Here is a 23,992-nt window from a genome sequence, read left to right as displayed (position 1 = left end):
AAATTTACTTTGAGTATCATTATAAGTGATAGCCTGATTCAACGCAACTGTAATTTTACGCATTACCGTAAAAAAGTGCATTTTCAGAAATCTTTTCCAATTTCCTTTTCTAGGTGTCGTATTTCATATTATACTGCCACTTAAATATGGCAGTTCCAATGATTACAATATAGCCTGCAATACTGAGGACATCCGGTATCTGATCCAGGAACAGAATGCCAAGAAGTGCCGCAAAGACAATCTGGGTGTAATCAAAAACAGATATCTCTTTTGCCGGTGCTTTCGTATATGCTGTGGTAATGCAGATCTGTCCGCCTGCTGCACAGATACCAGCCAGCATAAGACAGGCAAACTGTGCCATGTCCATTGGCTTATATCCGATGATAAAAAACGGTAATGTGACAACACAGGAAAAGAGTGAAAAACAAAGGACAATAACCGGTCCCTTCACTCCCATTTTTCCCAATTTACGCACATAGGTATAAGCAATTCCTGCCCCCAGTCCGCCCAGTGCTCCAATCAGTCCGTAAACAAACTGTATATCAAAGGATGGCTTAATGACAAGTAGTGCTCCGGTAAATGCCAGCACAACTGCTCCCCATTCTACTTTATTTGCCTTTTCCTTTAAGATAAAGGTTGACATAATAATTGCAAAGAAAGGCGATAACTTATTTAACATATTGGCATCTGCAATATTCAGCCGGTCAATGGCATAGAAATTACAGATTAATCCTACCGTTCCGCAGAAGCTTCGCATGAAGAGTCCGCTCCAGCTTTTCTTTGGTGCATAGAATGGCTCTTTTGCCCGGATGAGCAGAAAAGCTGCCACAACGGCAGCTACTGCATTTCGGAAAAAAGCCTTTTCCATCGTAGGCAGGTCTCCTGACAGCCGGACAAAAAATGTCATCAGTGCAAAAAAGAACCCTGCTCCTATAATAAATAAAATTCCCTGTCTTTTTTCCTGTTTCATATGATTCTTTCTATTCTGCAAGCAGTTTTTCTACGCTTGCAAGTTTGACGCAAAGTACAAAAATTTTAGTTGCTGTCTCAAGTTCTTCCATAGTCGGGAAGCTTGGTGCAATACGGATAACAGAATCCTCCGGGTCTTTTCCATAAGGGAAAGGTGCTCCTGCCGGTGTCATAACAACGCCTGCTTCTTTTGCTTTGGCAACAACACTCTTTGCACATCCCGGCAAAGTATTAAAGCAGATGAAGTATCCACCCTTCGGGCTAATCCAGGAACCGATTCCAAGCCCGCCTAATTCATCCTGCAATGTTCTTTCTACCATTTCAAACTTCGGACGCATAATTGCTGCCTGTTTCATCATATGTGCATTGATTCCGTCAATATTTTTGAAATAACGTACATGACGAAGCTGATTAATCTTATCATGTCCGATGGTCTGCATCGTAAACTGTTTTTCAATGAACTCAAGGTTTGCCTTGGATGTTACAATTGCTGCGATACCGCTTCCTGGGAAGCTTACCTTTGATGTAGAGCAGAATTCATATACCATATCCGGGTTGCCGGCTTTCTCACATTCGCTGATGATATCTAAAAGGTCATCCTGCTCATCTTCATAGAGATGATGTACTACATAGGCATTGTCCCAGTAAATACGGAAGTCTTCTGCTGCCGGCTTTAATGCTGCCATACGGCGGACAGTTTCATCGGAATAAGTAATTCCCTGCGGATTGGAATATTTTGGTACACACCAGATTCCTTTGATGGAATCATCACTGCTTACCAGACGCTCTACCATATCCATATCCGGTCCTTCAGAAGTCATCGGTACATTTACCATTTCTACACCGAAAAATTCTGTTACTCCGAAATGACGGTCATAACCCGGTACCGGACATAAGAATTTTACTTTATCCAGTTTGCACCATGGTGTACTTCCCATGACACCGTGGGTAAAGGAACGGGATACGGTATCGTACATAACATTTAAGCTGGAATTACCGTATACAAAGACATGGTCAGGTGTGCTTCCTACCATATCTGCAATTAATTTTCTTGCTTCCGGAATTCCTTTTAATTCTCCATAATTTCTACAGTCTGTACCATCTTCTGCAATTAATTCACTGCTGCTGTTTAATACATCCAGCATCGGCATAGCAAGGTCGAGCTGGGTTGCTGCCGGCTTTCCTCTTGCCATATTTAAAGAAAGACCCATTCCCTTGTATTTTGCATACTCTTTTTCAAGACCTTCCTTTACCTTATACAATTCTTCTTTTGACATTTCCTGATAAGACTGCATCTTATTCCTTCCTCCTGTATCATTCATCATTTTCTTTTAACCAGTGAAGCCACTGGGCGATTTCTTTTTCTTTTCCATTGTCGGTCGGCTCATAAAATACCGAATCCGTCAGCCCGTCCGGAAGATACTGCTGTCTGACATAGTGATGCGGGTAATCATGAGAATAAAGATAACCCAGACCATGTCCTAATTTTCCGGCGGATTTGTAATGTGCATCCTTTAAGTGATTTGGTATCGGTGCCGTTTTGGTATGTTCTACCACATCCATCGCGCGATTCAGTCCCATATAGGATGCATTACTCTTTGGTGCACTTGCCACATAGGCAACTGCTTCTGCAAGAATAATCTGTGCCTCCGGCATACCGATGCGTTCTACTGCCTGTGCTGCAGAAACCGCTACATTCAATGCCATCGGGTCTGCTGTACCAACATCCTCTGCCGCGCTGATCATGATTCTTCTTGCGATGAAACGGATATCTTCTCCTGCATATAACATTCTTGCGAGGTAATAAAGGGCTGCATCCGGGTCTGTTCCACGGATACTTTTGATAAATGCAGAAATCGTATCATAATGATTATCGCCTGCCTTATCATATTTCACTACACGCTTCTGGATACATTCCTGTGCCACATCGATTGTAATATGGATAAGTCCGTCTTCGCTTCGTGGTGTGGTTAAGATTCCAAGTTCAATGGCGGTAAGGGCTGCCCTTGCATCTCCATTGGCTACATCTGCCATGAATTCCAGTGCATCCTCATCGATGACTGCCTGATATGCACCCATTCCTTTTTCCTTATCAGTAACTGCCCGCACCAAAAGCTTCTTAATATCTTCTTTTTCCAGTGCATGCAGTTCAAAAATAATGGAACGGGATAGTAAAGCTCCATTGACTTCAAAATATGGATTTTCCGTTGTGGCACCAATCAGGATAATCGTTCCGTCTTCTACAAAAGGCAGAAGGTAGTCCTGCTGTCCTTTATTAAAACGATGAATCTCGTCGATGAAAAGAATCGTTTTCTTTCCATACATTCCCTGATTGTTCTTTGCCTGCTGCACCACTTCCTCCATGTCCTTCTTTCCTGCAGATGTAGCATTCATCTGAAGGAATTCAGCACTGGTGGTATTGGCAATCACTTTTGCCAGCGTGGTCTTTCCGGTTCCCGGCGGTCCATAGAAAAGAATAGAACTTAACTTATCTGCTTTAATGGCACGATATAACAGCTTGTCCTTTCCGATAATATGTTCCTGCCCGACCACTTCGTCTAAGGTCGTGGGACGAAGTCTTGCCGCAAGGGGAGACTCTTTTTCCATATTCTGTTCCCGCATGTAATCAAATAAATCCATTTTTGCTCCTTGCATAATTTCAAAACGAATCTTGCATTTTTACTCTTATTTTTCTTCATTTTTATACTTTTTTGGTTTCAAAATGACATTTGAGCTTTAAAATAATTCATTTCATCCTAAGATACCATACCTTAATTTTTGCCTTTTGACAAGTCTATTCTGGTATTTTTTCTCGATTTTCCAGCGAAAACACGCAAAAAATCCATTGAAACATTCTTTTTTCTCAAGGTAACTCAAATATCAGCTTATCTACCGTTACAAATTCATAACCCTGTGCCTGCAGCCGGTCAATAATCTCAAAGGCTGCCAGCATACTGCTGTCATAACCGTCATGTAATAAAATAATATCACCATCTTTGACATCCGTCATTACTTTATTGACGACTTTTTCCTTATTCTGCACCTCCCAGTCCCTTGGGTCTACATCCCAGAGCACCTCTATCATATTCATCTGACAGTCCAGATTCTTCTGGGTGCTTCCGAAAGGAGAGCGCAAAAACTGCGGATATTCCCCGGTAATCTGATAAATGGCATCATTGGTCTTTCGAATCTGCTCACAGGCATCTTTCTTCGATAAGATGCCAAGGTTCACATGGGTATAGGAATGATTTCCTATGATATGCCCATCATCCTGAATTTTCTTTATCAAATCCGGATATGCCTCTGCTTTCTCTCCGATTACAAAAAAGGTTGCTTTGACATTGCGCTCCTTCAGCCCTTCCAGTAAATCTTTCGTACATTCCGGGCTTGGTCCATCGTCAAATGTCAATGCAACCTCTTTTATTCCACTTGTTTTCTTTATATTCATGCTCTCTGCATTTACCAGATGATTGACACGGATCCGACAGGCTCCGGCGGCAATTACCAATACCGCCAGTGCCAGATTCATCCATATCAATGCTTTTCGGATTCGACTCATTTTACACCGTTACTTTTCTGCTCTCCTGACAATATATGCAGCAACTGCATTTCTTATTATGTCAGGCTTGAACCATTTCAGGCGGTCGCCGGTTTTGCGCTGGCAGTCAGTTCTCCATTGGTAAGGTCGATAAGAATGGTATCTCCCTCTCTGACTTTATCTGCAAGAATCAATTTTGCTGCCAATGTCTCCACATATTTCTGCAGGAAACGTTTCAGCGGTCTTGCACCATATACCGGGTCATAACCTTTCTCGGTAATATAATCCTCGGCAGCCTTGGTCAGTTCCACTTTCAGTTCACGGTCTGCAAGACGTTTATTCAGATCTTCCATCAGTAACTTGATAATGTTGCCGATGTTGTCTTTGGTCAGCGGCTTGAACATAATGATTTCATCCAGACGGTTTAAAAATTCCGGCCGGAAGTTACCCTTCAGTTCTTCCATGACAGCTTCTTCTGCTTCCGGACGAATCTCGCCATTTTCGTCAATGCCCTCCAACAGATGCATGGAGCCTAAGTTAGAAGTCATGATAATAATGGTATTCTTAAAGTCTACGGTACGTCCCTGGGAATCGGTAATTCGCCCGTCATCCAGTACCTGAAGCAGTACATTAAAGACATCCGGATGTGCTTTTTCCACCTCATCAAAGAGGACTACGGAATACGGTTTCCGGCGGACTGCCTCCGTCAGCTGACCACCTTCATCATAGCCTACATATCCAGGAGGTGCTCCAATCAGACGGGAGACGGAATATTTCTCCATATACTCGCTCATATCGAGACGGACCATATTGGATTCATCATCGAAAAGGCAGCTTGCTAATGCTTTGGCAAGCTCTGTCTTACCTACACCGGTTGGTCCTAAGAACAGGAAAGAACCGATTGGCTTGCTCGGGTCTTTGATTCCGGCTTTGGAACGAATGATTGCTTCTGTTACCTTGGTAACGCCCTCGTCCTGTCCAATGACACGTTTATGCAGTTCTTCATCAAGGTGCAGTGTCTTATTTCGTTCGCTCTCAGTCAGTTTTGCTACCGGGATTCCGGTCCAGCGGGAGATAATCTTTGCGATTTCTTCTTCGCTGACGCTTTCATGTACCAGTGATAAATCTTCACCTTTGACTTTCTCTTCTTCAATTTCCAACTGCTGCTGTAACTGCGGCAGCTTACCATATTTTAATTCTGCCGCTTTATTTAAATCATAGCTCTGCTCTGCCTGCTGGATTTCATTTTTCAGGCTTTCCAAATCCTCACGCAGCTTCTGGACTTTCTCTACGGATTTCTTTTCATTGTCCCACTGTGCCTTCTTATTCTGGAACTCACTCCGAAGCTCTGCCAACTCTTTCTGTAAGTCTGCCAGACGCTCCTGGCTCAGACGGTCATCCTCTTTTTTCAATGCAGTCTCTTCAATCTCTAACTGCATGACACGACGGTTCAGTTCGTCTAACTCAGTCGGCATGGAATCAAGTTCTGTCTTAATCAGTGCACAGGCTTCATCCACCAGGTCAATTGCCTTATCCGGTAAGAACCGGTCTGAGATATAACGGTTCGAAAGCACTGCTGCGGAAACCAGTGCACTGTCGGTAATCTTTACTCCATGGAATACTTCATACCTCTCCTTTAATCCACGCAGGATAGAAATAGTATCTTCTACCGTTGGTTCGTCTACCATAACCGGCTGGAATCTTCGTTCCAATGCGGCATCCTTTTCAATGTATTCCCGGTACTCATCCAATGTGGTAGCACCGATACAATGCAGTTCTCCACGGGCAAGCATTGGTTTTAAAAGCTGTCCGGCATCCATGGCTCCATCGGTTTTTCCTGCACCGACAATGGTATGCAGCTCATCGATAAAGAGGATAATCTGTCCTTCGGATTTCTTTACTTCATCCAATACTGCTTTCAGACGTTCCTCAAATTCACCACGGTATTTTGCTCCGGCTACCAATGCACCCATATCCAGTGCAAAGAGCTTCTTATCCTTTAATCCTTCCGGAACATCACCACGTACAATCCGTTGTGCCAGTCCCTCTACAACTGCGGTTTTACCTACACCGGGTTCGCCAATCAGTACCGGATTGTTTTTCGTCTTACGGGACAAAATACGCACTACATTCCGGATTTCTGCATCTCGTCCGATGACCGGATCCAGCTTCTGGTCTCTCGCTCTCTCTACCATATCATAACCATATTTATTTAAGGTATCATAAGTAGCTTCCGGATTATCGGAGGTCACACGCTGGTTGCCACGCACCGTAGACAATGCCTGCAGGAAACGGTCTCTTGTAATACCATATTCCTTAAAAATTTCCTTTAATGCAGGGTTCGGATATTTTAACAAGGATAAAAACAGATGCTCTACGGAGACATAATCATCTCCCATCTGCTTTGCCTCATCCTCTGCACTAATCAATACCTTATTCAATGCCTGGCCGACATAAACCTGGCCGCCGGACACCTTGGTTCTTGCTTCCAGATGGCGGATTGCATTGTCTACAAAATGCTCCTTCTGGATTTCCATTTTCTCGATCAGTTTTAAAATCAGTCCATCTTCCTGCTGCAGTAATGCCACTAAAAGATGTTCCTGCTCGATTTCCTGATTGCCATATTCATATGCTAATTTTTCGCAATCCTGGATTGCTTCCATTGACTTCTGTGTAAATTTCTGAATGTTCATATCTTTCACCTCATTTCCCACTGTGCTATGAACGAATTCCTGTTATTTCTGTTTCCAAGCATAAATATAGCACGCATTATTAGCACTGTCAAGAGGTGAGTGCTAAAATTTTCAGACAATTTTTGTTAATTTCTATTTTTCTTCTGTTTAATCCACTTTATCAGCTCATCCACGTCTTCCATTGTCGTTGCCCAGCTGGTTGCAAAACGAATTACCGTATGCGTCTCATCCTTTTTCTCCCAGAAGCTGAATTCAACTTTTTGCGCAAGCTTTTCCATAAATGCATTGTCTACCGCGCAAAATACCTGATTGGTGGGAGCATCCAGATAAAGCTCAATTCCATTTTCCTTTAAGCCTTCCCGAATCTTATCTGCCGCTGCAATTGCCGGCTCTCCGATATGCTCATACAAATCATTTTCAAATAAGACATCAAACTGGATGCCAAGTATCCGTCCCTTAGCAAGCAGTGCTCCATGCTGTTTTATAATGGTAAAGAAATGCGGAATAAGTCCTGGCTTCGGAAATACCACTGCCTCTCCAAACAATGCACCGCATTTTGTTCCTCCGATATAGAAGGCATCGCAGCATGCTGCAATATCTTCTAATGTCACATCATTCGCCGAACATGCCAGTGCATAAGCCAGTCTTGCTCCATCCAAATAAAGTGGAATACCATTGCTGCGGCATACTTTACTTAATGCTTCTAATTCCTGCCGGTTATATAAGGTTCCATATTCTGTCGGCTGGGAAATGTATACCATTCCCGGCATCACCATATGATCACGGTTGCCATCCTCTTTAAATTTATTTAAGACTTCTTCTACCTTTTCTGCACTGATTTTTCCGTCTGTCTGCGGAATCGTCAACACTTTATGTCCACCCGCTTCAATAGCTCCTGCCTCATGGGAACTGACATGTCCGGTCTCTGCCGCAATCACTCCCTGATAGGATGCTAACAGGGCACCAATTACCGTGGCATTGGTCTGCGTTCCTCCCACCAGAAAATGCACCTCTGCCTCCGGTGCATTGCAGGCTTTCCGAATCTTTTCCCTTGCAGTTTCCGAATATTCATCCAGTCCGTATCCGGCACTTTTTATCAGATTTGTCTCCATTAACTTTTTTAGAATTGCCGGATGAGCTCCTTCCATATAATCACTTGCAAACGCTAACTGTGCTGCCATTTTTCTACTTCCTCTCTCTATTCTATACTGACATAGATTCTTCTATGATTTTTCCTACTTCCTCCGGTTTGATTTCCACAATCTCTGCTATCTGTTCTAAGGTATAGCCCTTCCTGTGCATATTGGTAATTACTTTTTTGTTTGTTTCTCTTAATGTCTTTTCTGTAGCCTTTTCTGCTGCTCTTTCTTCTATTCCTTCACTCAGATTACACATCAGGTTCACTTCCTCTCTCAATTCTTCACTTACCGGAATCTGATATTCCAGTTCTATCATATTTAATTTTTCTTCTGCTTCTATTTCATTTGACAAAAGTGTGCTTATCAGCCGATGCAGCTCATAGCGTTCCTCTCTTTTGGGAACTTCATTTGTTACACCAAGCAATACAATATTCAAAAGGTTTATATTTCCTTCCCAGTCATATTCATTTACGATATCTTCTTTCATCAGATGAATATAACTCATCGAATTCATATCCATATTCATGCAAATCCAGATACTAAATACCCGTTTTATGTCATCATAATCCGAATGCCAAAAATCACGTTCCTTTTGGGATGAAATAAGCCTGCTTACATAGAATATCGCCCGGTTCAATATTTTATATGTAACAGGTTTGTTCTTCTGAGCTTCAATATTTACTATAATTTGAGAAATTCCATCTCTCATGCGCACATAAAAAACAATATCAAACCTGACCGTTCCTTCATTTATTTCTGCATTTTCTGAATTAAATCCGCCAATATGTCCTGCCATATCGCTTGCATTTGTAAGTCCCGGTTCTATGGGCACAACACCAACCTGTGGTTCTCCTTCAATATACGGTATCACATCCTTGGGATTCATACCTTTAAATTCATCCACGGTATTCACCAAAATATGCGCCAGAATACTTTTTTGTCCTAAGAGTCTTTTGGCACATTCATCATATTGTGCCCGATTTCTTGCAGCTTTTACTGCATTTGTAATTTCGCTGTTCAGGTTAATAGCCTCCTTTGTTTCCGATTCCTCTCTCAAACCCTTCACAAAGTATGCTCTATTGAATATCAATCCAATTTCATTATACGGTTCCATCCTATCAGACGCAAATAAATTTTTCATAAAGAACTCCCGAAACATCGTTTTTCCGATGCTCCGGGAGTCTGCTATCTTTTCTTCTATCATATATTGTCTAAGTTTCTGATTACATCAGTTTACGGAATAAAGCTTTCAAATCCTCTACATTTGTATCCTTTGGATTGCCCGGTGCACAGGCATCAGCAAAAGCGGATTCTGCAAGGAATTCTAAGTCTTCTTCCTTTAACGCCTCTAATTTTGTTGGAATTCCAACATCTACAGATAACTGCTGTACCGCATCAATGGCTGCCTTTCTGTATTCTTCTACAGACATATCATCAACGCCTTTTACACCCATTGCTCTTGCAATCTCACGATATTTCTCACCAGTGCATTCTGCGTTGTATTCCATTACGATTGGAAGCATCATTGCACAGGCAACTCCATGTGGAGTATCATATACAGCACCTAATGTATGTGCCATGGAATGTGCAATTCCAAGTCCTACATTAGAAAATCCCATTCCTGCAATATACTGTCCTAATGCCATTCCTTCACGGCCTTCTTTTTCATTGGCAACTGCACTTCTTAAAGATCTGCTGATAATTTCAATCGCTTTCAAATGGAACATATCAGTCATTTCCCATGCAGCCTTTGTAGTATATCCTTCAATGGCATGTGTCAGTGCATCCATTCCGGTGGAAGCAGTCAGTCCCTTTGGCATAGATGACATCATCTCCGGGTCAATTACTGCGATAACCGGCATATCATGCGGGTCTACACATACAAATTTTCTCTTACGCTCTACATCTGTAATTACATAGTTAATGGTAACTTCTGCTGCAGTTCCGGCTGTTGTCGGTACAGCAATAATCGGAACACAAGGCTTCTTTGTCGGAGCTACACCCTCTAAGCTTCTGACATCCTCAAATTCCGGATTTGCAATAATGATACCAATTGCTTTTGATGTATCCATAGATGAACCACCACCAATTGCAATGATATAATCTGCTTTTGATGCTTTAAATGCTTCCACACCATGCTGTACGTTCTGAATGGTAGGATTTGCCTTAATATCTGAATAGATTTCATAAGCAAGTCCTGCTTCATCCAATACATCGGTTACTTTGGATGTTACACCAAACTTAATCAAATCCGGGTCAGAACAGACAAATGCTTTCTTAAATGCTCTTGCCTTTGCCTCGTTTGCGATTTCTTTAATTGCTCCTGCGCCATGGTAGGAAGTCTCGTTTAACATAATTCTGTTTGCCATTTTATCTTCTCCTTTGTCCTTTATTGATACCTCTATTTTACCAATGAAAAAGACAAATAAAAAGTTACAAAAAGGCAACTCTGTCACTTGATTTTTCAATATCTGTCATGGGCAAATTCCACTCTCAATCATCATCCGTCACCACTATATCATCTGCAATTTTTCAAATAACGCTTTCAGTTCTGCCGGCACCGCTTCCGTCAGTGCCTTTGCCAGTTCCCTCGGTGTAGTCTTCTTTCTTCCAAGCACCCACTGAATTGTCATATAAACTGAACCCTGGCAATACATTTCCAGAAGGAAATGAAGATGCTCCGATAATTTCTGTCCTGATTTCTTTTCTATTTTATCCGTATAAAACCGGGTAATCAGTTCAAAATCATGGTCTCTTAAGCAGTTCTGGCTGTCTGATTTAAATGCAGCCCGGAAAAATAATTTTTCCTGCTCAATATATTCAAATTTCTTTACCAGCCCCTCATATACCGTCTTTCCCTCTCCCATATGTTCAAAGGATTCTGCTAAAATTTTGTCAAAATACCAGTTTATCAGATCATATTTATCCTGAAAATGACGGTAAAATGTCTGTCTTGTCGTTCCGCTCAGTTCCACAATCTGCCGGACTGTAATCCGTTCTATCGGCATCTTCGCCATACACTGCTTCATGGCATCTGCCAGCCGGTATTTCATCTGTTCTGCTTTCTGAACATTCTGCTCCATGCCTTCTCCTCCACTTACTCTGCCAATCTACTATCGTCAGCATAGCACCAACCTGTGAAAAAGGCAACCTGACCATTTTCGCCTATAAAGTTTTCCTGCGTTTCCAACGCCAGATTACAATAGAAAGGAGAACTGCCACATAATCCGTCAATGCCTGTCCGTAGATAACACCGTGCAGACCGAGCAATGCATTCAAGCCGTAAAGCACCGGAATCAAAAGTACGCCCTGTCTCAATATAGAAAGAATCGTTGCCGGAAGTGCATTTCCGGTAGACTGCATACAGTTCATATTCATAAATAAAATGCCAATGACCGGACCGGAAATCATATAAGCAATCAGCATTTCCACACCATAATTTATGACCTCTGTATCAGAAATAAACAGGCGGATAATCGGCTCCCGGAAAAAGAAAAACAGTGCTGTCGCCAATACACCTACAATCAGACAGCATTTCTTCGTATAACGTTCCACTGTAATAAAACGCTCCCTGTTCCCTGCACCGTAACTATAGCCTAATAACGGTTGTACTCCATTTGCCAGTCCCATCTGTAAAAATGTGATAAACATATTTGCCTTAAATACAATTCCAATAGCCGCTACCGGTGCATTTCCATATGCCACCAGAATCTGGTTTAAAATAATCGTAGAAATGCTCATCAATGCAGAAAAAATAGCTGTTGGAAGTCCTGCCGAGCATACCTGGGACAGAATTCTGTCCCCACATTTAAAATACCGGAATGCCATAGACATGTTCCTGCTCTTTCTACAGAAATACCAAAGATAATATACACTCGCCATTATATTTCCAATAGTCGTTGCAATGGCTGCGCCTGCTGCACCCATACCAAATCCACTGATAAATATCGGGTCTAAAATAATATTGGCCACGGTTCCTATCATACTTCCTGTCATAGCTTCCCGGCTGGCTCCGTCCGCACGCACAACAAAGCTTGCTGCCGCAGACCAGATAATAAACGGTGCACCATAAGAAATGTATGTTGTGTATCCTTTCGCCAGTTCATAAGTATCTGCATCTGCTCCAAACAATTGTAAAACCGGCTGCATTCCAACCAGTAAAATTGCAGCAAAAACAATTCCCACGATAAGTGATGCATAGGTAATAAAAGAAGAAACCTGCTTTACTCTTTTTTCCTTCTTTTCGCCCAATGCCATAGATGCCGCTGCGCTTCCGCCCATACCAAACATATTGGCAAATGCCATGAATAATATAAAAATCGGATTCGTCAGACTGACTGCTGCCACCTGCAACGGATCCCCTGTCTGCCCTACGAAAAATGTATCCGCCATATTATAAACGACAGTAACCAGACTGCTGATGACACTTGGAATTGCCATCTTTGCTACTGCCTTCGAAACCTTCATGCTGCCCATTAATTCATTTTCGTCCATTGTAACCCTTCCTTTCTGCCGGTAAAATCTGCTTCCCAAAGACACTCATTGGCCTCTTGTAACTTTAAATTTCTCATTCCAGATTCCGAAGCATCTTCTCGGCAATTCTTAAAAATTCTTTTCTTTCTTCTTCCTTAATTCCCTGTAATAAAAGTTCTTCCGATTCCGTAATTTCCTTTCGCAGAATATGTTCAATCTTCCGCGCCTGTTCTGTAAAAACAATCTTCTTATATCTTCCATCCTCTGATTCCGGCACCCGGCAGATTAGTTCTGCCTGCTCAAGATTCTTTAAAGTCTCTGTTGCAGTAGACGGACGCAAGCCAAATTCTTCCTCAATCTCTTTCTGGTATACCGGATGGTTTTCTGATTCCACCAGAATATAATTTAAAATGTTACCCTTTGCTCCGCTGATTCCGATAGATTCCTGTATTTTCTTAGAACGTCTGCGGAGCCGGTTGGATATTTTATTAATTACCTTTCCTGTTTCCATGGCAAATCTGTTCCTTTCTTTAAACTTATTACTATTTCTAATTAGTTCGGTTCCTAAGTATTTTAGCCAGATTTTATTCCATTGTCAACTTTCTATTTTATCTACTCTATTTCTTCATGCATAATATTCCTTTTCCCGGCTCATGCTAATGCCGATATATAAACTTTTCTTAGGCGATTATGAAAAAGAACGTAAGAATTTATTTCAAAAATTTTAAATATAGAAGGGCATTGGAAGTAATTTGTGCTGAAATGCCCTTCTATAGTAAAAATTTTGAAAGAAAAATATATCTTTTCGCAATCGTCCAAAAAATTTTCTATAAAAGGAGATTATCGTATGGGAAATAACATGGATTTAAATTATGAAATGTTCTGCTATCAGTGTGAACAGACAGCCGGTGGCAAAGGCTGTACAAAGCTTGGCGTATGCGGAAAGACACCGGAAATTGCCAACCTGCAGGATTTACTTATTTTTCAGATAAAGGGAATCAGCTGCTACGGAAAAGTGCTGGTGGAGCAGGGACAACATATGGACAAATCGATTGTAAGCTTTATTGAAAATGTACTTTTTACGACACTTACCAATGTAAATTTTGATGCAGATGTACATGTGGCACTGCTCCGGCAATCACAGCAAATCAAAGAAGAGCTTCACAATTTGGTAGGTGAAATTTCGAATTCCACACTCCATGCCACCTATCATCTGCCGGATTCAAAAACGGATATGTTAAAGGATGCTCCTATGGCGGGCATTATGTATGACAAATCCTTAGACCCAGACATCCGCTCCCTCCGTCAGACTATTCTCTACGGTTTAAAAGGTATCAGTGCCTATGGTCATCAGGCAAGAGAATTAGGTTACTTCAGTGATGAAGTGGATGACTTTTATATACTGGCATTAGAAGCCATTACCGATGACCGGCTGACTGTCGAAGACCTGATCCGTCTGACCATGCGTACCGGTGAAATGGCTATTGAAGTCATGAAAAAACTGGACGATGCCAATACCACTATTTATGGCAATCCTTCCCCGCATAAGGTAAATGTTACTATTAAAAAAGGGCCATTTATCATTGTCTCCGGCCACGACTTAAAGGATTTGGAAATGCTGTTGAAGCAGACGGAAGGCACCGGCATCAACATCTATACCCATGGTGAAATGCTGCCCTGCCACGGTTATGATGGACTGAAAAAATATTCTCATCTTGTAGGTAACTTCGGTGGAGCCTGGCAGGATCAGCAGAAACAGTTTGACAACATTCCAGGCTGTATCCTGATGACCACCAACTGCCTGATGCGTCCGAGAGATTCCTACAAAGACAGGATTTACAGCACGAATGTAGTAGGCTGGGATGGTGTGAAACATGTCGGTCGGAAAGAAAATGGAGACAAAGATTTCAGTGAAATCATAAAACAGGCAATTGAACTTGGCGGTTTCCAGGAAGACCAGCCGGCAAAAGAGATTCTGGTAGGTTTCGGACACCACGCTGCCTTAAGCTATGCCCCACAGCTTGTGGAAGCTGTTAAAAGCGGACAAATCCGCCATTTCTTCCTTATCGGCGGCTGTGACGGTGCCCGTCCGGGTCGAAATTACTACACTGACTTTGCCCAGATGGTTCCAACTGACTGTATGATTCTGACGCTTGCCTGCGGCAAATACCGTTTCAACAAACTGGATTTTGGTGAAGTAGCAGGGCTTCCACGCCTTTTAGATGTGGGACAGTGTAATGATGTCTACTCTGCCATCCGCATTGCTACTGCACTTGCAGATGCTTTTGAAACGGACGTAAACGGACTTCCACTGTCACTGATTATATCCTGGTATGAACAGAAAGCGGTTGCTGACCTGCTTGCCCTTTTAAGCCTTGGCATTCATGATATTTATTTAGGTCCAACGCTTCCTGCCTTCATCAGTCCAAATGTGCTGCAGTATCTTACCGATACCTTCCACCTGAAACCAATCAGCAATGCTTCCGATGATATCAAAACCTGTCTGAAACAGAGCCTGTAAACAAAAACCTCCTTACCAGTTTTCTGGTAAAGAGGTTTTTATTTATGCAAAATCTATTTTCCTGTCTGATTTGCAATGCAGACGCAATACCATTTATCATCTGTCTGACTGACATCATGATTACAGTTGATAATCGGATGATTCAGGTCATTTGGTGGAATGTAACGCACCACACCGATTCTTCCATCGGACATCTGTACCTTTACATCCCGGTAATTTTCCACCATATTTTTCACAAATAAGTCTACCAGGCGTTCATCCAGTCCCGGAAATTCACCCTTTTTAAATTTCTCCAACACATCAAAAGGAATCATGGATTCCTTATAACTTCTCTGGGAAATCATGGCATCATACACATCGGAAATGGCGGTAATCCTTGCCAGCAGAGAAATCTCATCTCCTGCAATCTGATCCGGATAACCCTTGCCATCCAGCCGCTCATGATGATGTCTTGCCGCTAACCGGATATCTTCATCTACATTATCCCAAAGCAGCTCATATGAATAAACGGGATGAGCTTTTATGATTTCAAATTCTTCTTCCGTAAGTCTTCTCGGTGCATTTAAGATTTCTTCCGGTATCTTCGTCTTTCCGATATCGTGCACTAATCCGGCGCATACCAGCTTTTTAATCACCGGTTCCGGAAGCTTCAGCCACTGCCCGATAACACCATTGGTAAATGCTACGTTCAGGGAATGGCGCTGCAAATTCTCATCCATCTCTCTCGGTGCATCAATACACTGAAATATTTTAGGAAAATCCAATACCTTAATCTTAGTAAAAATATCCTTTGTAACAGTCTCCGTTGCTTCCATATTAATTTCGGAAGCATTTCTGGTTACAGAAAAAATACTGTCTACATCGTTTTTTAATGCTGTATAGCCGATTGCTTCTTCGTATACTCTCTGCAATGCAGCTCTTGGTGCTTTTCCACTGTTGAGAATTTCCTGATAAGTTTCCTCACTGGTTGTAATATATCCACCACGTTCAAACTTGGAAAGTTTATCTAACCGGTCCTGTGTCAGGACTTCGCCCCGTTTCAAAAGCAGCACCGAACCTCTGTCATTATAAATATCTCCGGAAAGTTCCAGGCCTTCCCATAAAAAATCAATTGGAATTTTTCTAAGTCTCATTCTGTCACTCCGCCCTTATATATTCCTGTCACGAATCATCATGCAGCCATACTCTTCTGTCTTAAGATTTGCATTCTGTATCCGGACAATCCGATATGTCTTCTGTAACATTGTATCTCCAAGTTTCACGCAAATCCGCAGTTCCGTTCCAACTGTCCCGCTTCCTGCCATTGTCTGAATCAGAATTCCATTTCCACTGATATTACAGGTTTCCATTTCAATTGGCTTCTGCAATTCAATTAATGTTCCATCCACAATAACAGATTCTATATATCCCTTTTCTTTTAAGGGATAACGGGCATGCTTCCGCTTCTCACCATTCTTACTCCTGCCCAGCTCGATTTCTACTTCATTGGCAATTATAACCTTCCGAAGATTACCGGTAGCTTCTACCAGGCTCCCATTCGGTCCAAATATGATAACCGTCACTGCATGCTCCATCCGGTTGTCCAGGCTTCCTGCACTAACCTTTACTACTTTACGGATCGGATCATAAGATTTAATTCTTGTATCTAATACCCTCTTCCCGCCGGCAATTTCCTTTACAATAATCCGGCAGCCATTTAACTCCATCATTCCTGCCATAATTTGCATTTCTCCCTGATACTGTTGTTCACCTATTATCCATATCTCATTTCTGTTTGATATATTTTATCACGCCTATCCCGGTTTGAAAATATTTTTACCAAAAATAATAGTATAAAACCAGTTGCACAATCAGTATAAATGGCATTCCTATTACAAAGTACCAATGTTTTGTCTTATGACGGAACAGATACATACCTGCCCATGTCCCAATGCTTCCTCCCAGTATGCTTACCAGAAATAATGTTTTTTCCGGAATACGCCATTTATGACAGATGGCTCTGCGTTTATCTATTCCCATGACGGATAGCCCGACAATATTTGCAATTATTGCATATGCAATTGCTATTTTCTGAATTGTAGTCATTCTTTTCTCCTTTTTCAAATATTAATTTTTGGCAATTGCAAACGGAAATAATCTTTGCTGGAAAATATTACGGAGATTTACAGCGGATTATCTTTATCCGTTATGAAATGCCAGCAGTTCTTAGAATGCGTGTTTTTCTTGCATATAAACTGTCTTTCCGGTTGCTTTGACTGAATAGCTGCACTGTCCGTCGAGAACAGATGCCGCATAACGCCTGCAAGGGGCACAGGGAATTTCGGCATAATTATACTTTCATCTGGCAACCGGCACAAATTCACGTCCATGTTCAAATGTGCCTCGCTGGTACATCCCTGTACCAGCGTTGCCTGTTGCCAGATGAAATTCCCAGTGCCCCTAACAGCCCTTATCAGGCATCTGTACTTCGACGAACCGTGTAGCTATTCTGGCAAACATTGGAAAGACTGTTTTCATAACCAAAAGAAAAACACGCATTTTAGAATTGTGGTATTTCATAACGAAAGATAATCTGCTGCGAATCAACGTAATATTATTGTAACAAATCTCTTCTATCCTTTTGCAAGCCCCGGATATTAATTTTTAAACAACGCCCAAATGTAAAAATCCCCTCTTCCAAATCAGAAGAGGGGAAATCATTTCTGTTACTTATGCATTCTTCTTTGCAAAGCGTGTTTTGAATACAAACCACAGCTCTGTTGCAATACAGATAGAAGAATAAGTTCCGCTCACAATACCTACCATAAGAGGAAGTGAGAAATCTTTAATGGATGCAACTCCAAGGATATAAAGCAGGAATACCATTACAAAAGTTGTAATTGAAGTATTTAAGCTTCGGGAAATTGTCTGGGAAATGGAGCGGTCAGCTATTTCGGTTAAGCTTTCCTTATCCACATTTCTTACCAGATGCATATTCTCACGGATTCGGTCAAAGATAACGATGGTATCATTGATGGAATATCCGATGATTGTCAGCATTACTGCAATAAATGTGCTTCCTACAGACAGCCGCAGCAGAGAGTAACAGGTTAAAATAACCAATACATCATGAATCAGTGCTAAAATAGCAGAGGTTGCAAAACGAATGTCTTTAAACCGGAACCAGATATAAACCAGCATACAGATTGTTGCAATTACTACTGCCCAGACTGCATCTTTTGTCATTTCACCACTGATAGTGGAACTGATATTGGTAGAGGAAACAGTTGAAGTATCTACACCAAGATTTTCTTCTAATGTAGTATTTAACTGCTCTCTTTCGTCCAAATCAAGGCTTCTGGTCTTAAATACAACCTGTGTACTTCCTTCTACCTTCTGAGCCTGTACACTGGAATCTCCAGTCACATCCTCAATCAGAGGAATTACTTCAGAATCTAATTCTGCAAGAGTATAATCTTTACCCATATCTACGGTTGTAGATGTACCACCGACAAATTCAAGGCTTAAGTTCAATGCGCCCTTGCCATTGGCTTTGTTTACGCCCATTCCCACAAATCCGGCAATGATAATTACTGCTGAAACAATAAAGAATACGTGGCGTTTTGCAATAAAATGCATTGGACGGCGGTCTTTCTGTCTTCCATAGAATTTTGCATCACGGAAACCAATTACATACAGTCCATGTAATACCAGTCTTGTTACAACTAATGCGGTAAACATAGATAAAACGATACCGATTGCCAGTGTATAAGCAAATCCTTTTACGAAACCGCTTCCCTTAAATGCCAGCACTGCTGCAGCAATCAGGGTGGTGATATTTCCGTCTAAAATTGCAGATAACGCTTTCTGGAATCCGGTCTTAATCGCTGTCGAAACAGTCTTGCCGGATGCAATTTCTTCCCTGATACGGGCGAAGATAATAACATTTGCATCTACCGCCATACCAATGGAAAGGATGATACCTGCGATACCCGGAAGGGTAAGTGTAATTTCAAAAAGATAAATAACTGCAACTACCATTGTAGTATAAATTCCAAGTGCTATGGTTGCTGCCACACCGGAAATCCAGTAGTAAGCAATCATGAATACCGCAATCAGGGCAAGACCGATTGCTGCTGCCTTTAATGCCGTTGAAATTGCTTCTGTACCAAGCTGTGCTGCCACTATCTGGGACTGTAACTCAGATAACTCTAAGGAAAGAGAACCGATACGGATATTAGAAGCTAAAGTCTCTGCTTCTTCATAGGAACTCATTCCATCGATTACTGCGCTTCCGCCGGTAATTGCTTCTTTTACACGAGGTGTACTGATTGCCTCATCATCGTATACAATTGGGCAGACCTTTCCAACGTTGGCAGTGGTTGCATCTGCAAATTTCTGTGCGCCTTCATCGGTAAGTGTAAGCTGGACCACATACTGCTTGTTGCCAAGGTTATCCTGCTGTGTTGCAGCCTGTGCATCCTTTACATCATTACCGGTCATGTAAACATTTCCGTCCGGATCCCGGAACTCTAAGGAACCCGGTTTTCCAAGTTCGTCCAGAATCTTGTTGGCATCCTTTACTCCTGGAATTTCAACGGTGATACGGTCATCACCTTCCTGATATACAGATGCTTCTGTACTGTAGCCTTCCACACGCTTCTGAAGCTTGTAAATAGTATCCTTCATCTGCTCGGAAGTCGGATTCTCGGATTCCACCTGATATGTGATGCTGACACCACCTGCCAGATCCAATCCAAGCTTAATGTTCTTATCTTCACCTTTTCCGGTTGAAGATAAGATGATAGACGCATAATACGACAGTCCTGCTAAAACCAAGAGAACTGCAAGTAATATGGCTACGCCCTTACTTTTCTTCATTTTCTTCTTCCTTTCTCCTGACTTAAATTTCCGCCTCTGCGGCTTTTATCATAATTGCGCATTCCACACGTTTCTTCTGCAATGCACAACCAATGTCATAGGTATTATGAATATCACCATGGAAATTATAAGAGTTCGCTGCACATCCACCGCTACAGTAGAATCTTGCAAAACACTCTCTGCATTTTTCCTTGGAATAAACATTACAGCTCTTAAAGGAATCCCGGATATCGGTACGTTTTAAGCCTTCAAAAACATTTCCCATCAGGAAATCTTCATTTCCAACAAACTGATGACATGGATACAAGTCTCCCCAAGGTGTTACTGCCAGATACTCGGTTCCGGAACCACATCCGGAAAGTCTCTTGGCAACACAAGGGCCGCCCTCCAAATCAATCATAAAATGGAAGAAGTTGAATGCTTTTCCTTCTTTTTTCCGTTTTACCATCTCTTTTGCCAGTGCATCATATTCTGCAAAAAGCTGTGGCAGGTCTTCCTCACGAATGGCATAATCATCTGTCTCCTGTGCCACAACCGGCTCTACGGAAATCTGCTTAAACCCAAGGTCTGCCAGATGCAGTACATCCTTGGAAAAATCTAAATTATGATGGGTATAGGTTCCACGCACGTAGTAGCGTTCCTGATTTCTGCTGTCTGCAAATTTCTGGAATTTCGGAACAATCACATCATAGCTTCCCTGACCACCACGGAACGGACGCATATAATCATTGACTTCTTTTCTTCCGTCAATACTTAATACAACATTGTCCATCTCTTTATTGGCAAACTCCATAATATCGTCATTTAAAAGAACGCCATTTGTGGTCAGTGTAAACCGGAAATTCTTATTATGTATTTTTTCCTGCTCTCTTCCATATGCTACTAAATCTTTTACCACCTGGAAGTTTAAGGTAGGTTCTCCACCGAAGAAGTCCACCTCTAAGTTCCGGCGGTTGCCGGAATTGGCAATCAGGAAATCCAATGCAGCTTTTCCTACTTCATAGGACATTAACGCACGTCTGCCGTGATATTCTCCCTCTTCTGCAAAACAGTATCTGCAGGCAAGGTTACAATCATGGGCAATATGCAGACACAGTGCTTTTACTACAGTAGGACGCTTTGTTACATCACCGATGTATTCTTCATAATCATCCGGTGTGAACAAATCTCCGTTCTTCTGCAATTCCTCTATCTCTTCAATTGCTTCTTTTATCTCCGCCTCATCATAGGTCTTATTCAGTCTCTGTATGATTTCTTCACGGCTTGTCTCTTCCCACAATGCAATGACATCATAGGTTAAGTCATCCACAATATGGATGGCGCCGCTGTTTACATCCAGGACAATATTATAGCCGTTGTTTTTATACTGGTGAACCACTACAATATTTCCTCACTTTCTTACAACATTATAACGACCGTCCGCGCAGGCGTACGGTCGTTTCGTTCGTTCTCAATCTGAACTTTTGGTAATTATTTGCAATGCTCGCAAGTCTGGTTTCCTACAGTACAGGAAGTCTTGCATGCTGACTGACAAGATGTCTGGCACTCGCCGCATCCGCCCTTCTTTACTGTATTCTGTAACTTTCTTGTATTCAGGGTCTTAATATGTTTCATCTCGTTATCTCCTTTCGAAAAAATACCTCTAGTTAGTATAACACATAGTCTTTCATAAGAAAAGCACTTTTTTTAACTGAGCATTCCTCCCACAGTTCCCGAAGCAGTGCATAAAATCAGTGTTGTAAGAATGTGCTGCATTCCGGAATCCAGTCCCTTTTTCAATATCAGGGACACAATGAGCAGCACTGCAAAATATAATAGCCCCATCACGGCTCCCCACAGATATTTCCGGCTCTTCTTAATCTTTCCAATGATGAAGCCGCCGACAAATCCCACTACAATATAGCTTATGATAATGCTGATATTTACCGCAGCTTCGCTTAATTCCATTTTATATAAGACTGCCGCCAGAATAAAAAGCAGTATTCCCGTCAGAATATACATGACCAGCAACACTTTGCCCATTGTCGTAAAAAGATTTCCTTTTCCTGCCACCTTCTCTTTTCCCATATATCCTCCATCCATCTTCGTACCTTGCGCCTGCATCCGTAACTTATTTTTTATATCATGTTCCGGATACAGTTTCGCTTTGTACTATATATGAAAAAAAGATTTATATTATGTATAAAAATGTCTCCTGCCGCTTAACTTTCCAATCATGAATAAAAATACCGAAAATGTCGGAATATTTTTCCATCCTGTTTTATCTTCTCTGTTTCCTGAAAGCCAAGTTTGTGAAGCAGTCCCAACGATGCTTCATTCCCCGGCTCCACCAGACAGTCAATTCTTCGAAAATCAAGATTATTTTTTACCCATGCCATGATTGCCTGACAGACCTCATATGCATAACCCTGCCTCTGGTATTCCGGTGCAATGACATAACCCATCTCGATAATTTCTTCTTCTCCTAGCATGCGATAGTCGATTCCGGCTCTTCCAATCAGCCGGTGGGTATCTTTTTCCTTTACCAGCCACATGCCATATCCATAGTAGCCATACATATTTTCAATATATGCTCTCTGGTACTCCTCCTCTTCCTGCCTTTCGTAAAGGGGCTCGATATAATCGGTGATTCCCTTCTTATTATATAAATCAAATAAATCGTCCATGTCATCTAACGTAATCTCTCTCAGATAGCACCGCTTTGTCTCTAATATCCGCCACGGCAGGTGATGCTTCCGCTGAAATGTCCGAAGTAAAAATTCTGTATCCACTTCTTCCAGTCCAAGAAGCAGCATATCCACATTGCTTAAAGGCATCTGTTTTGAAAAATCCGGTACTTCATAGCCAATGATGGTAAGCTGGTCTGAGTCTGAATCTGCATCCTTTTTCGCCCATGCCACTTCTTCCGGTTCTGTTGCAAGCAGCATACATTCCTCCGGCTTTACATGATGTCCGCTCAGGAAAAATGTGATATCTTTTTCCATATCAGCATCTGTAAAAAGAAGTTCCACTTTTTTCTGCTCTGACAGTTCTTTTTGCAGGCGGCTTAATGCATGTTTCTCTTCTTCAGAAAGTTTTTCTTCTAATGTTTCTTTTCGTATGATACAGTTCCAGTTTACAGTATTCCAGTGACACATATTTCCTTCTCTCTTTCTTTACAAAAAAGCCTTTTTCCGCTATAGTAGAACTACATTCTGTTATGCAGGATGAATTCAATGAACAGAAATGAGGTATCTTACAATGGCTCAGAATCCTATTATTACATTTGAAATGGAAAACGGAGATATTATGAAAGCGGAATTATATCCGCAGGTTGCTCCTAACACAGTAAATAACTTTATCAGCCTTGTCAACAAGGGATTTTATGATGGACTTATCTTCCATCGTGTCATCAACGGTTTTATGATTCAGGGTGGTGACCCGGAAGGAACCGGAATGGGCGGTCCAGGATATGGTATCAAGGGTGAATTTGCACAGAACGGCTTTGCAAATGACTTAAAGCATTCTGCAGGCGTTCTTTCCATGGCTCGTTCCATGATGCCAAACTCTGCCGGCTCCCAGTTCTTTATCATGCATAAGGATGCTCCACACTTAGATGGTGCTTACGCTGCTTTCGGTAAAATCATCGAAGGCATGGATGTGGTAAATAAAATTGCAGAAGTTGCAACCGACTACAGCGACCGTCCAATGGAAGACCAGCGAATGAAAACCGTTACCGTAGAAACCTTTGGTGTTGATTACGACGAACCGGAAACCGTATAATGCCATCGCAACAGCCGTATCAGTGTATACACTGGCG

At 41.8% G+C, this 23,992-nt stretch carries 21 protein-coding genes; 2 read left to right on the top strand and 19 right to left on the bottom strand.

Going from position 1 to position 23,992, the window contains the following annotated elements:
* Nucleotides 1–109: 109 nt before the first annotated feature.
* The 11 genes from DXB43_RS02430 to DXB43_RS02380 form a co-directional block, all read right to left on the bottom strand.
* Complete coding sequence (locus tag DXB43_RS02430; protein WP_117946516.1) at nt 110–970, bottom strand: DMT family transporter; 861 nt, start codon at nt 968–970, stop codon at nt 110–112.
* Between the two features lie 10 nt (nt 971–980).
* A complete protein-coding gene (locus DXB43_RS02425; RefSeq protein WP_117946513.1) occupies nt 981–2,264 on the bottom strand; it encodes an aminotransferase class I/II-fold pyridoxal phosphate-dependent enzyme in 1,284 nt (427 codons plus the stop codon).
* Between the two features lie 19 nt (nt 2,265–2,283).
* Nucleotides 2,284–3,609 carry a replication-associated recombination protein A gene (locus DXB43_RS02420; protein WP_022243922.1) on the bottom strand — a complete coding sequence of 442 codons (1,326 nt, stop codon included), beginning with the start codon at nt 3,607–3,609 and terminating at the stop codon, nt 2,284–2,286.
* A gap of 223 nt (nt 3,610–3,832) precedes the next feature.
* Nucleotides 3,833–4,528, bottom strand: a complete 696-nt coding sequence (locus DXB43_RS02415; protein WP_022243921.1) for a polysaccharide deacetylase family protein — start codon at nt 4,526–4,528, stop codon at nt 3,833–3,835.
* Nucleotides 4,529–4,605: 77 nt separating this feature from the next.
* Nucleotides 4,606–7,200 (bottom strand): ATP-dependent chaperone ClpB, encoded by a 2,595-nt coding sequence (gene clpB / locus DXB43_RS02410; RefSeq protein ID WP_117946511.1) that lies wholly within the window; start codon nt 7,198–7,200, stop codon nt 4,606–4,608.
* A gap of 125 nt (nt 7,201–7,325) precedes the next feature.
* Complete coding sequence (locus DXB43_RS02405) at nt 7,326–8,381, bottom strand: threonine aldolase family protein (RefSeq protein ID WP_117946509.1); 1,056 nt, start codon at nt 8,379–8,381, stop codon at nt 7,326–7,328.
* Between the two features lie 22 nt (nt 8,382–8,403).
* Complete coding sequence (locus DXB43_RS02400; RefSeq protein ID WP_117946574.1) at nt 8,404–9,360, bottom strand: hypothetical protein; 957 nt, start codon at nt 9,358–9,360, stop codon at nt 8,404–8,406.
* A 202-nt stretch (nt 9,361–9,562) separates the two neighbouring features.
* Nucleotides 9,563–10,708 (bottom strand): lactaldehyde reductase, encoded by a 1,146-nt coding sequence (gene fucO / locus DXB43_RS02395; RefSeq protein WP_022243917.1) that lies wholly within the window; start codon nt 10,706–10,708, stop codon nt 9,563–9,565.
* A gap of 144 nt (nt 10,709–10,852) precedes the next feature.
* Nucleotides 10,853–11,422, bottom strand: coding sequence for a TetR/AcrR family transcriptional regulator C-terminal domain-containing protein (locus DXB43_RS02390; RefSeq protein WP_117946507.1), 570 nt, complete (start codon nt 11,420–11,422; stop codon nt 10,853–10,855).
* A gap of 82 nt (nt 11,423–11,504) precedes the next feature.
* On the bottom strand, nt 11,505–12,833 hold the full coding sequence (locus DXB43_RS02385; RefSeq protein ID WP_117697641.1) for an MATE family efflux transporter: 1,329 nt from the start codon (nt 12,831–12,833) through the stop codon (nt 11,505–11,507).
* A gap of 73 nt (nt 12,834–12,906) precedes the next feature.
* The gene (locus DXB43_RS02380; protein WP_117840584.1) at nt 12,907–13,323 is read right to left on the bottom strand and encodes a MarR family winged helix-turn-helix transcriptional regulator; all 417 of its coding nucleotides are present in this window, start codon (nt 13,321–13,323) and stop codon (nt 12,907–12,909) included.
* Between the two features lie 336 nt (nt 13,324–13,659).
* On the opposite strand from DXB43_RS02380, the gene hcp reads away from it, so the two are divergent.
* The gene (hcp, locus tag DXB43_RS02375; RefSeq protein WP_117946505.1) at nt 13,660–15,333 is read left to right on the top strand and encodes a hydroxylamine reductase; all 1,674 of its coding nucleotides are present in this window, start codon (nt 13,660–13,662) and stop codon (nt 15,331–15,333) included.
* A gap of 53 nt (nt 15,334–15,386) precedes the next feature.
* Here the strand turns inward: hcp and DXB43_RS02370 are convergent, their stop codons facing one another.
* The 8 genes from DXB43_RS02370 to DXB43_RS02335 all read right to left on the bottom strand — a co-directional run bounded on the left by DXB43_RS02370 (nt 15,387) and on the right by DXB43_RS02335 (nt 23,330).
* Nucleotides 15,387–16,466 carry an HD-GYP domain-containing protein gene (locus DXB43_RS02370; protein ID WP_117946503.1) on the bottom strand — a complete coding sequence of 360 codons (1,080 nt, stop codon included), beginning with the start codon at nt 16,464–16,466 and terminating at the stop codon, nt 15,387–15,389.
* A gap of 15 nt (nt 16,467–16,481) precedes the next feature.
* A complete protein-coding gene (locus DXB43_RS02365) occupies nt 16,482–17,051 on the bottom strand; it encodes a PilZ domain-containing protein (RefSeq protein WP_158551983.1) in 570 nt (189 codons plus the stop codon).
* A 97-nt stretch (nt 17,052–17,148) separates the two neighbouring features.
* Entirely contained in the window at nt 17,149–17,418 is a 270-nt protein-coding gene (locus tag DXB43_RS02360; RefSeq protein ID WP_117840578.1) for a DUF1294 domain-containing protein, read from the bottom strand.
* Between the two features lie 624 nt (nt 17,419–18,042).
* The gene (secD, locus tag DXB43_RS02355; protein WP_117697530.1) at nt 18,043–20,193 is read right to left on the bottom strand and encodes a protein translocase subunit SecD; all 2,151 of its coding nucleotides are present in this window, start codon (nt 20,191–20,193) and stop codon (nt 18,043–18,045) included.
* A 22-nt stretch (nt 20,194–20,215) separates the two neighbouring features.
* Nucleotides 20,216–21,571 (bottom strand): thioether cross-link-forming SCIFF peptide maturase, encoded by a 1,356-nt coding sequence (gene scfB, locus DXB43_RS02350; protein WP_022244182.1) that lies wholly within the window; start codon nt 21,569–21,571, stop codon nt 20,216–20,218.
* Between the two features lie 92 nt (nt 21,572–21,663).
* Nucleotides 21,664–21,807: a six-cysteine ranthipeptide SCIFF gene (scfA, locus tag DXB43_RS02345; RefSeq protein WP_022244181.1), complete on the bottom strand. Its 144-nt coding sequence runs from the start codon at nt 21,805–21,807 to the stop codon at nt 21,664–21,666.
* Nucleotides 21,808–21,879: 72 nt separating this feature from the next.
* The gene (locus tag DXB43_RS02340) at nt 21,880–22,260 is read right to left on the bottom strand and encodes a TIGR04086 family membrane protein (RefSeq protein ID WP_022244180.1); all 381 of its coding nucleotides are present in this window, start codon (nt 22,258–22,260) and stop codon (nt 21,880–21,882) included.
* A gap of 146 nt (nt 22,261–22,406) precedes the next feature.
* The gene (locus DXB43_RS02335; protein ID WP_117946502.1) at nt 22,407–23,330 is read right to left on the bottom strand and encodes a GNAT family N-acetyltransferase; all 924 of its coding nucleotides are present in this window, start codon (nt 23,328–23,330) and stop codon (nt 22,407–22,409) included.
* 103 nt (nt 23,331–23,433) lie between these two features.
* Here DXB43_RS02335 and DXB43_RS02330 point away from each other — a divergent pair, with 103 nt between their 5' ends.
* The gene (locus DXB43_RS02330) at nt 23,434–23,955 is read left to right on the top strand and encodes a peptidylprolyl isomerase (protein ID WP_117840572.1); all 522 of its coding nucleotides are present in this window, start codon (nt 23,434–23,436) and stop codon (nt 23,953–23,955) included.
* The last annotated feature ends 37 nt before the right edge of the window (nt 23,956–23,992 follow it).

It is taken from the genome of Roseburia sp. OM04-10BH (assembly GCF_003462605.1).
GTDB classification, from domain to species: Bacteria; Bacillota; Clostridia; order Lachnospirales; family Lachnospiraceae; genus Roseburia_C; species Roseburia_C amylophila.
Note: the sequence above shows the minus strand (reverse complement) of the source record. Positions and strands in the feature narration are given on the sequence as shown.

What these genes read in the sequence shown, in the direction of transcription:
- DXB43_RS02335 (WP_117946502.1), bottom strand. Translation starts at nt 23,330, where the DNA reads ATGTGTCACTGGAATACTGTAAACTGGAACTGTATCATACGAAAAGAA.
- DXB43_RS02365 (WP_158551983.1), bottom strand. Translation starts at nt 17,051, where the DNA reads ATGGCAGGAATGATGGAGTTAAATGGCTGCCGGATTATTGTAAAGGAA.
- DXB43_RS02430 (WP_117946516.1), bottom strand. Translation starts at nt 970, where the DNA reads ATGAAACAGGAAAAAAGACAGGGAATTTTATTTATTATAGGAGCAGGG.
- DXB43_RS02340 (WP_022244180.1), bottom strand. Translation starts at nt 22,260, where the DNA reads ATGGGAAAAGAGAAGGTGGCAGGAAAAGGAAATCTTTTTACGACAATG.
- DXB43_RS02360 (WP_117840578.1), bottom strand. Translation starts at nt 17,418, where the DNA reads ATGACTACAATTCAGAAAATAGCAATTGCATATGCAATAATTGCAAAT.
- DXB43_RS02405 (WP_117946509.1), bottom strand. Translation starts at nt 8,381, where the DNA reads ATGGCAGCACAGTTAGCGTTTGCAAGTGATTATATGGAAGGAGCTCAT.
- scfA (WP_022244181.1), bottom strand. Translation starts at nt 21,807, where the DNA reads ATGAAACATATTAAGACCCTGAATACAAGAAAGTTACAGAATACAGTA.
- DXB43_RS02390 (WP_117946507.1), bottom strand. Translation starts at nt 11,422, where the DNA reads ATGGAGCAGAATGTTCAGAAAGCAGAACAGATGAAATACCGGCTGGCA.
- DXB43_RS02415 (WP_022243921.1), bottom strand. Translation starts at nt 4,528, where the DNA reads ATGAGTCGAATCCGAAAAGCATTGATATGGATGAATCTGGCACTGGCG.
- DXB43_RS02420 (WP_022243922.1), bottom strand. Translation starts at nt 3,609, where the DNA reads ATGGATTTATTTGATTACATGCGGGAACAGAATATGGAAAAAGAGTCT.
- clpB (WP_117946511.1), bottom strand. Translation starts at nt 7,200, where the DNA reads ATGAACATTCAGAAATTTACACAGAAGTCAATGGAAGCAATCCAGGAT.
- hcp (WP_117946505.1), top strand. Translation starts at nt 13,660, where the DNA reads ATGGGAAATAACATGGATTTAAATTATGAAATGTTCTGCTATCAGTGT.
- fucO (WP_022243917.1), bottom strand. Translation starts at nt 10,708, where the DNA reads ATGGCAAACAGAATTATGTTAAACGAGACTTCCTACCATGGCGCAGGA.
- DXB43_RS02380 (WP_117840584.1), bottom strand. Translation starts at nt 13,323, where the DNA reads ATGGAAACAGGAAAGGTAATTAATAAAATATCCAACCGGCTCCGCAGA.
- secD (WP_117697530.1), bottom strand. Translation starts at nt 20,193, where the DNA reads ATGAAGAAAAGTAAGGGCGTAGCCATATTACTTGCAGTTCTCTTGGTT.
- DXB43_RS02330 (WP_117840572.1), top strand. Translation starts at nt 23,434, where the DNA reads ATGGCTCAGAATCCTATTATTACATTTGAAATGGAAAACGGAGATATT.
- DXB43_RS02425 (WP_117946513.1), bottom strand. Translation starts at nt 2,264, where the DNA reads ATGCAGTCTTATCAGGAAATGTCAAAAGAAGAATTGTATAAGGTAAAG.
- DXB43_RS02385 (WP_117697641.1), bottom strand. Translation starts at nt 12,833, where the DNA reads ATGGACGAAAATGAATTAATGGGCAGCATGAAGGTTTCGAAGGCAGTA.
- DXB43_RS02370 (WP_117946503.1), bottom strand. Translation starts at nt 16,466, where the DNA reads ATGAGACTTAGAAAAATTCCAATTGATTTTTTATGGGAAGGCCTGGAA.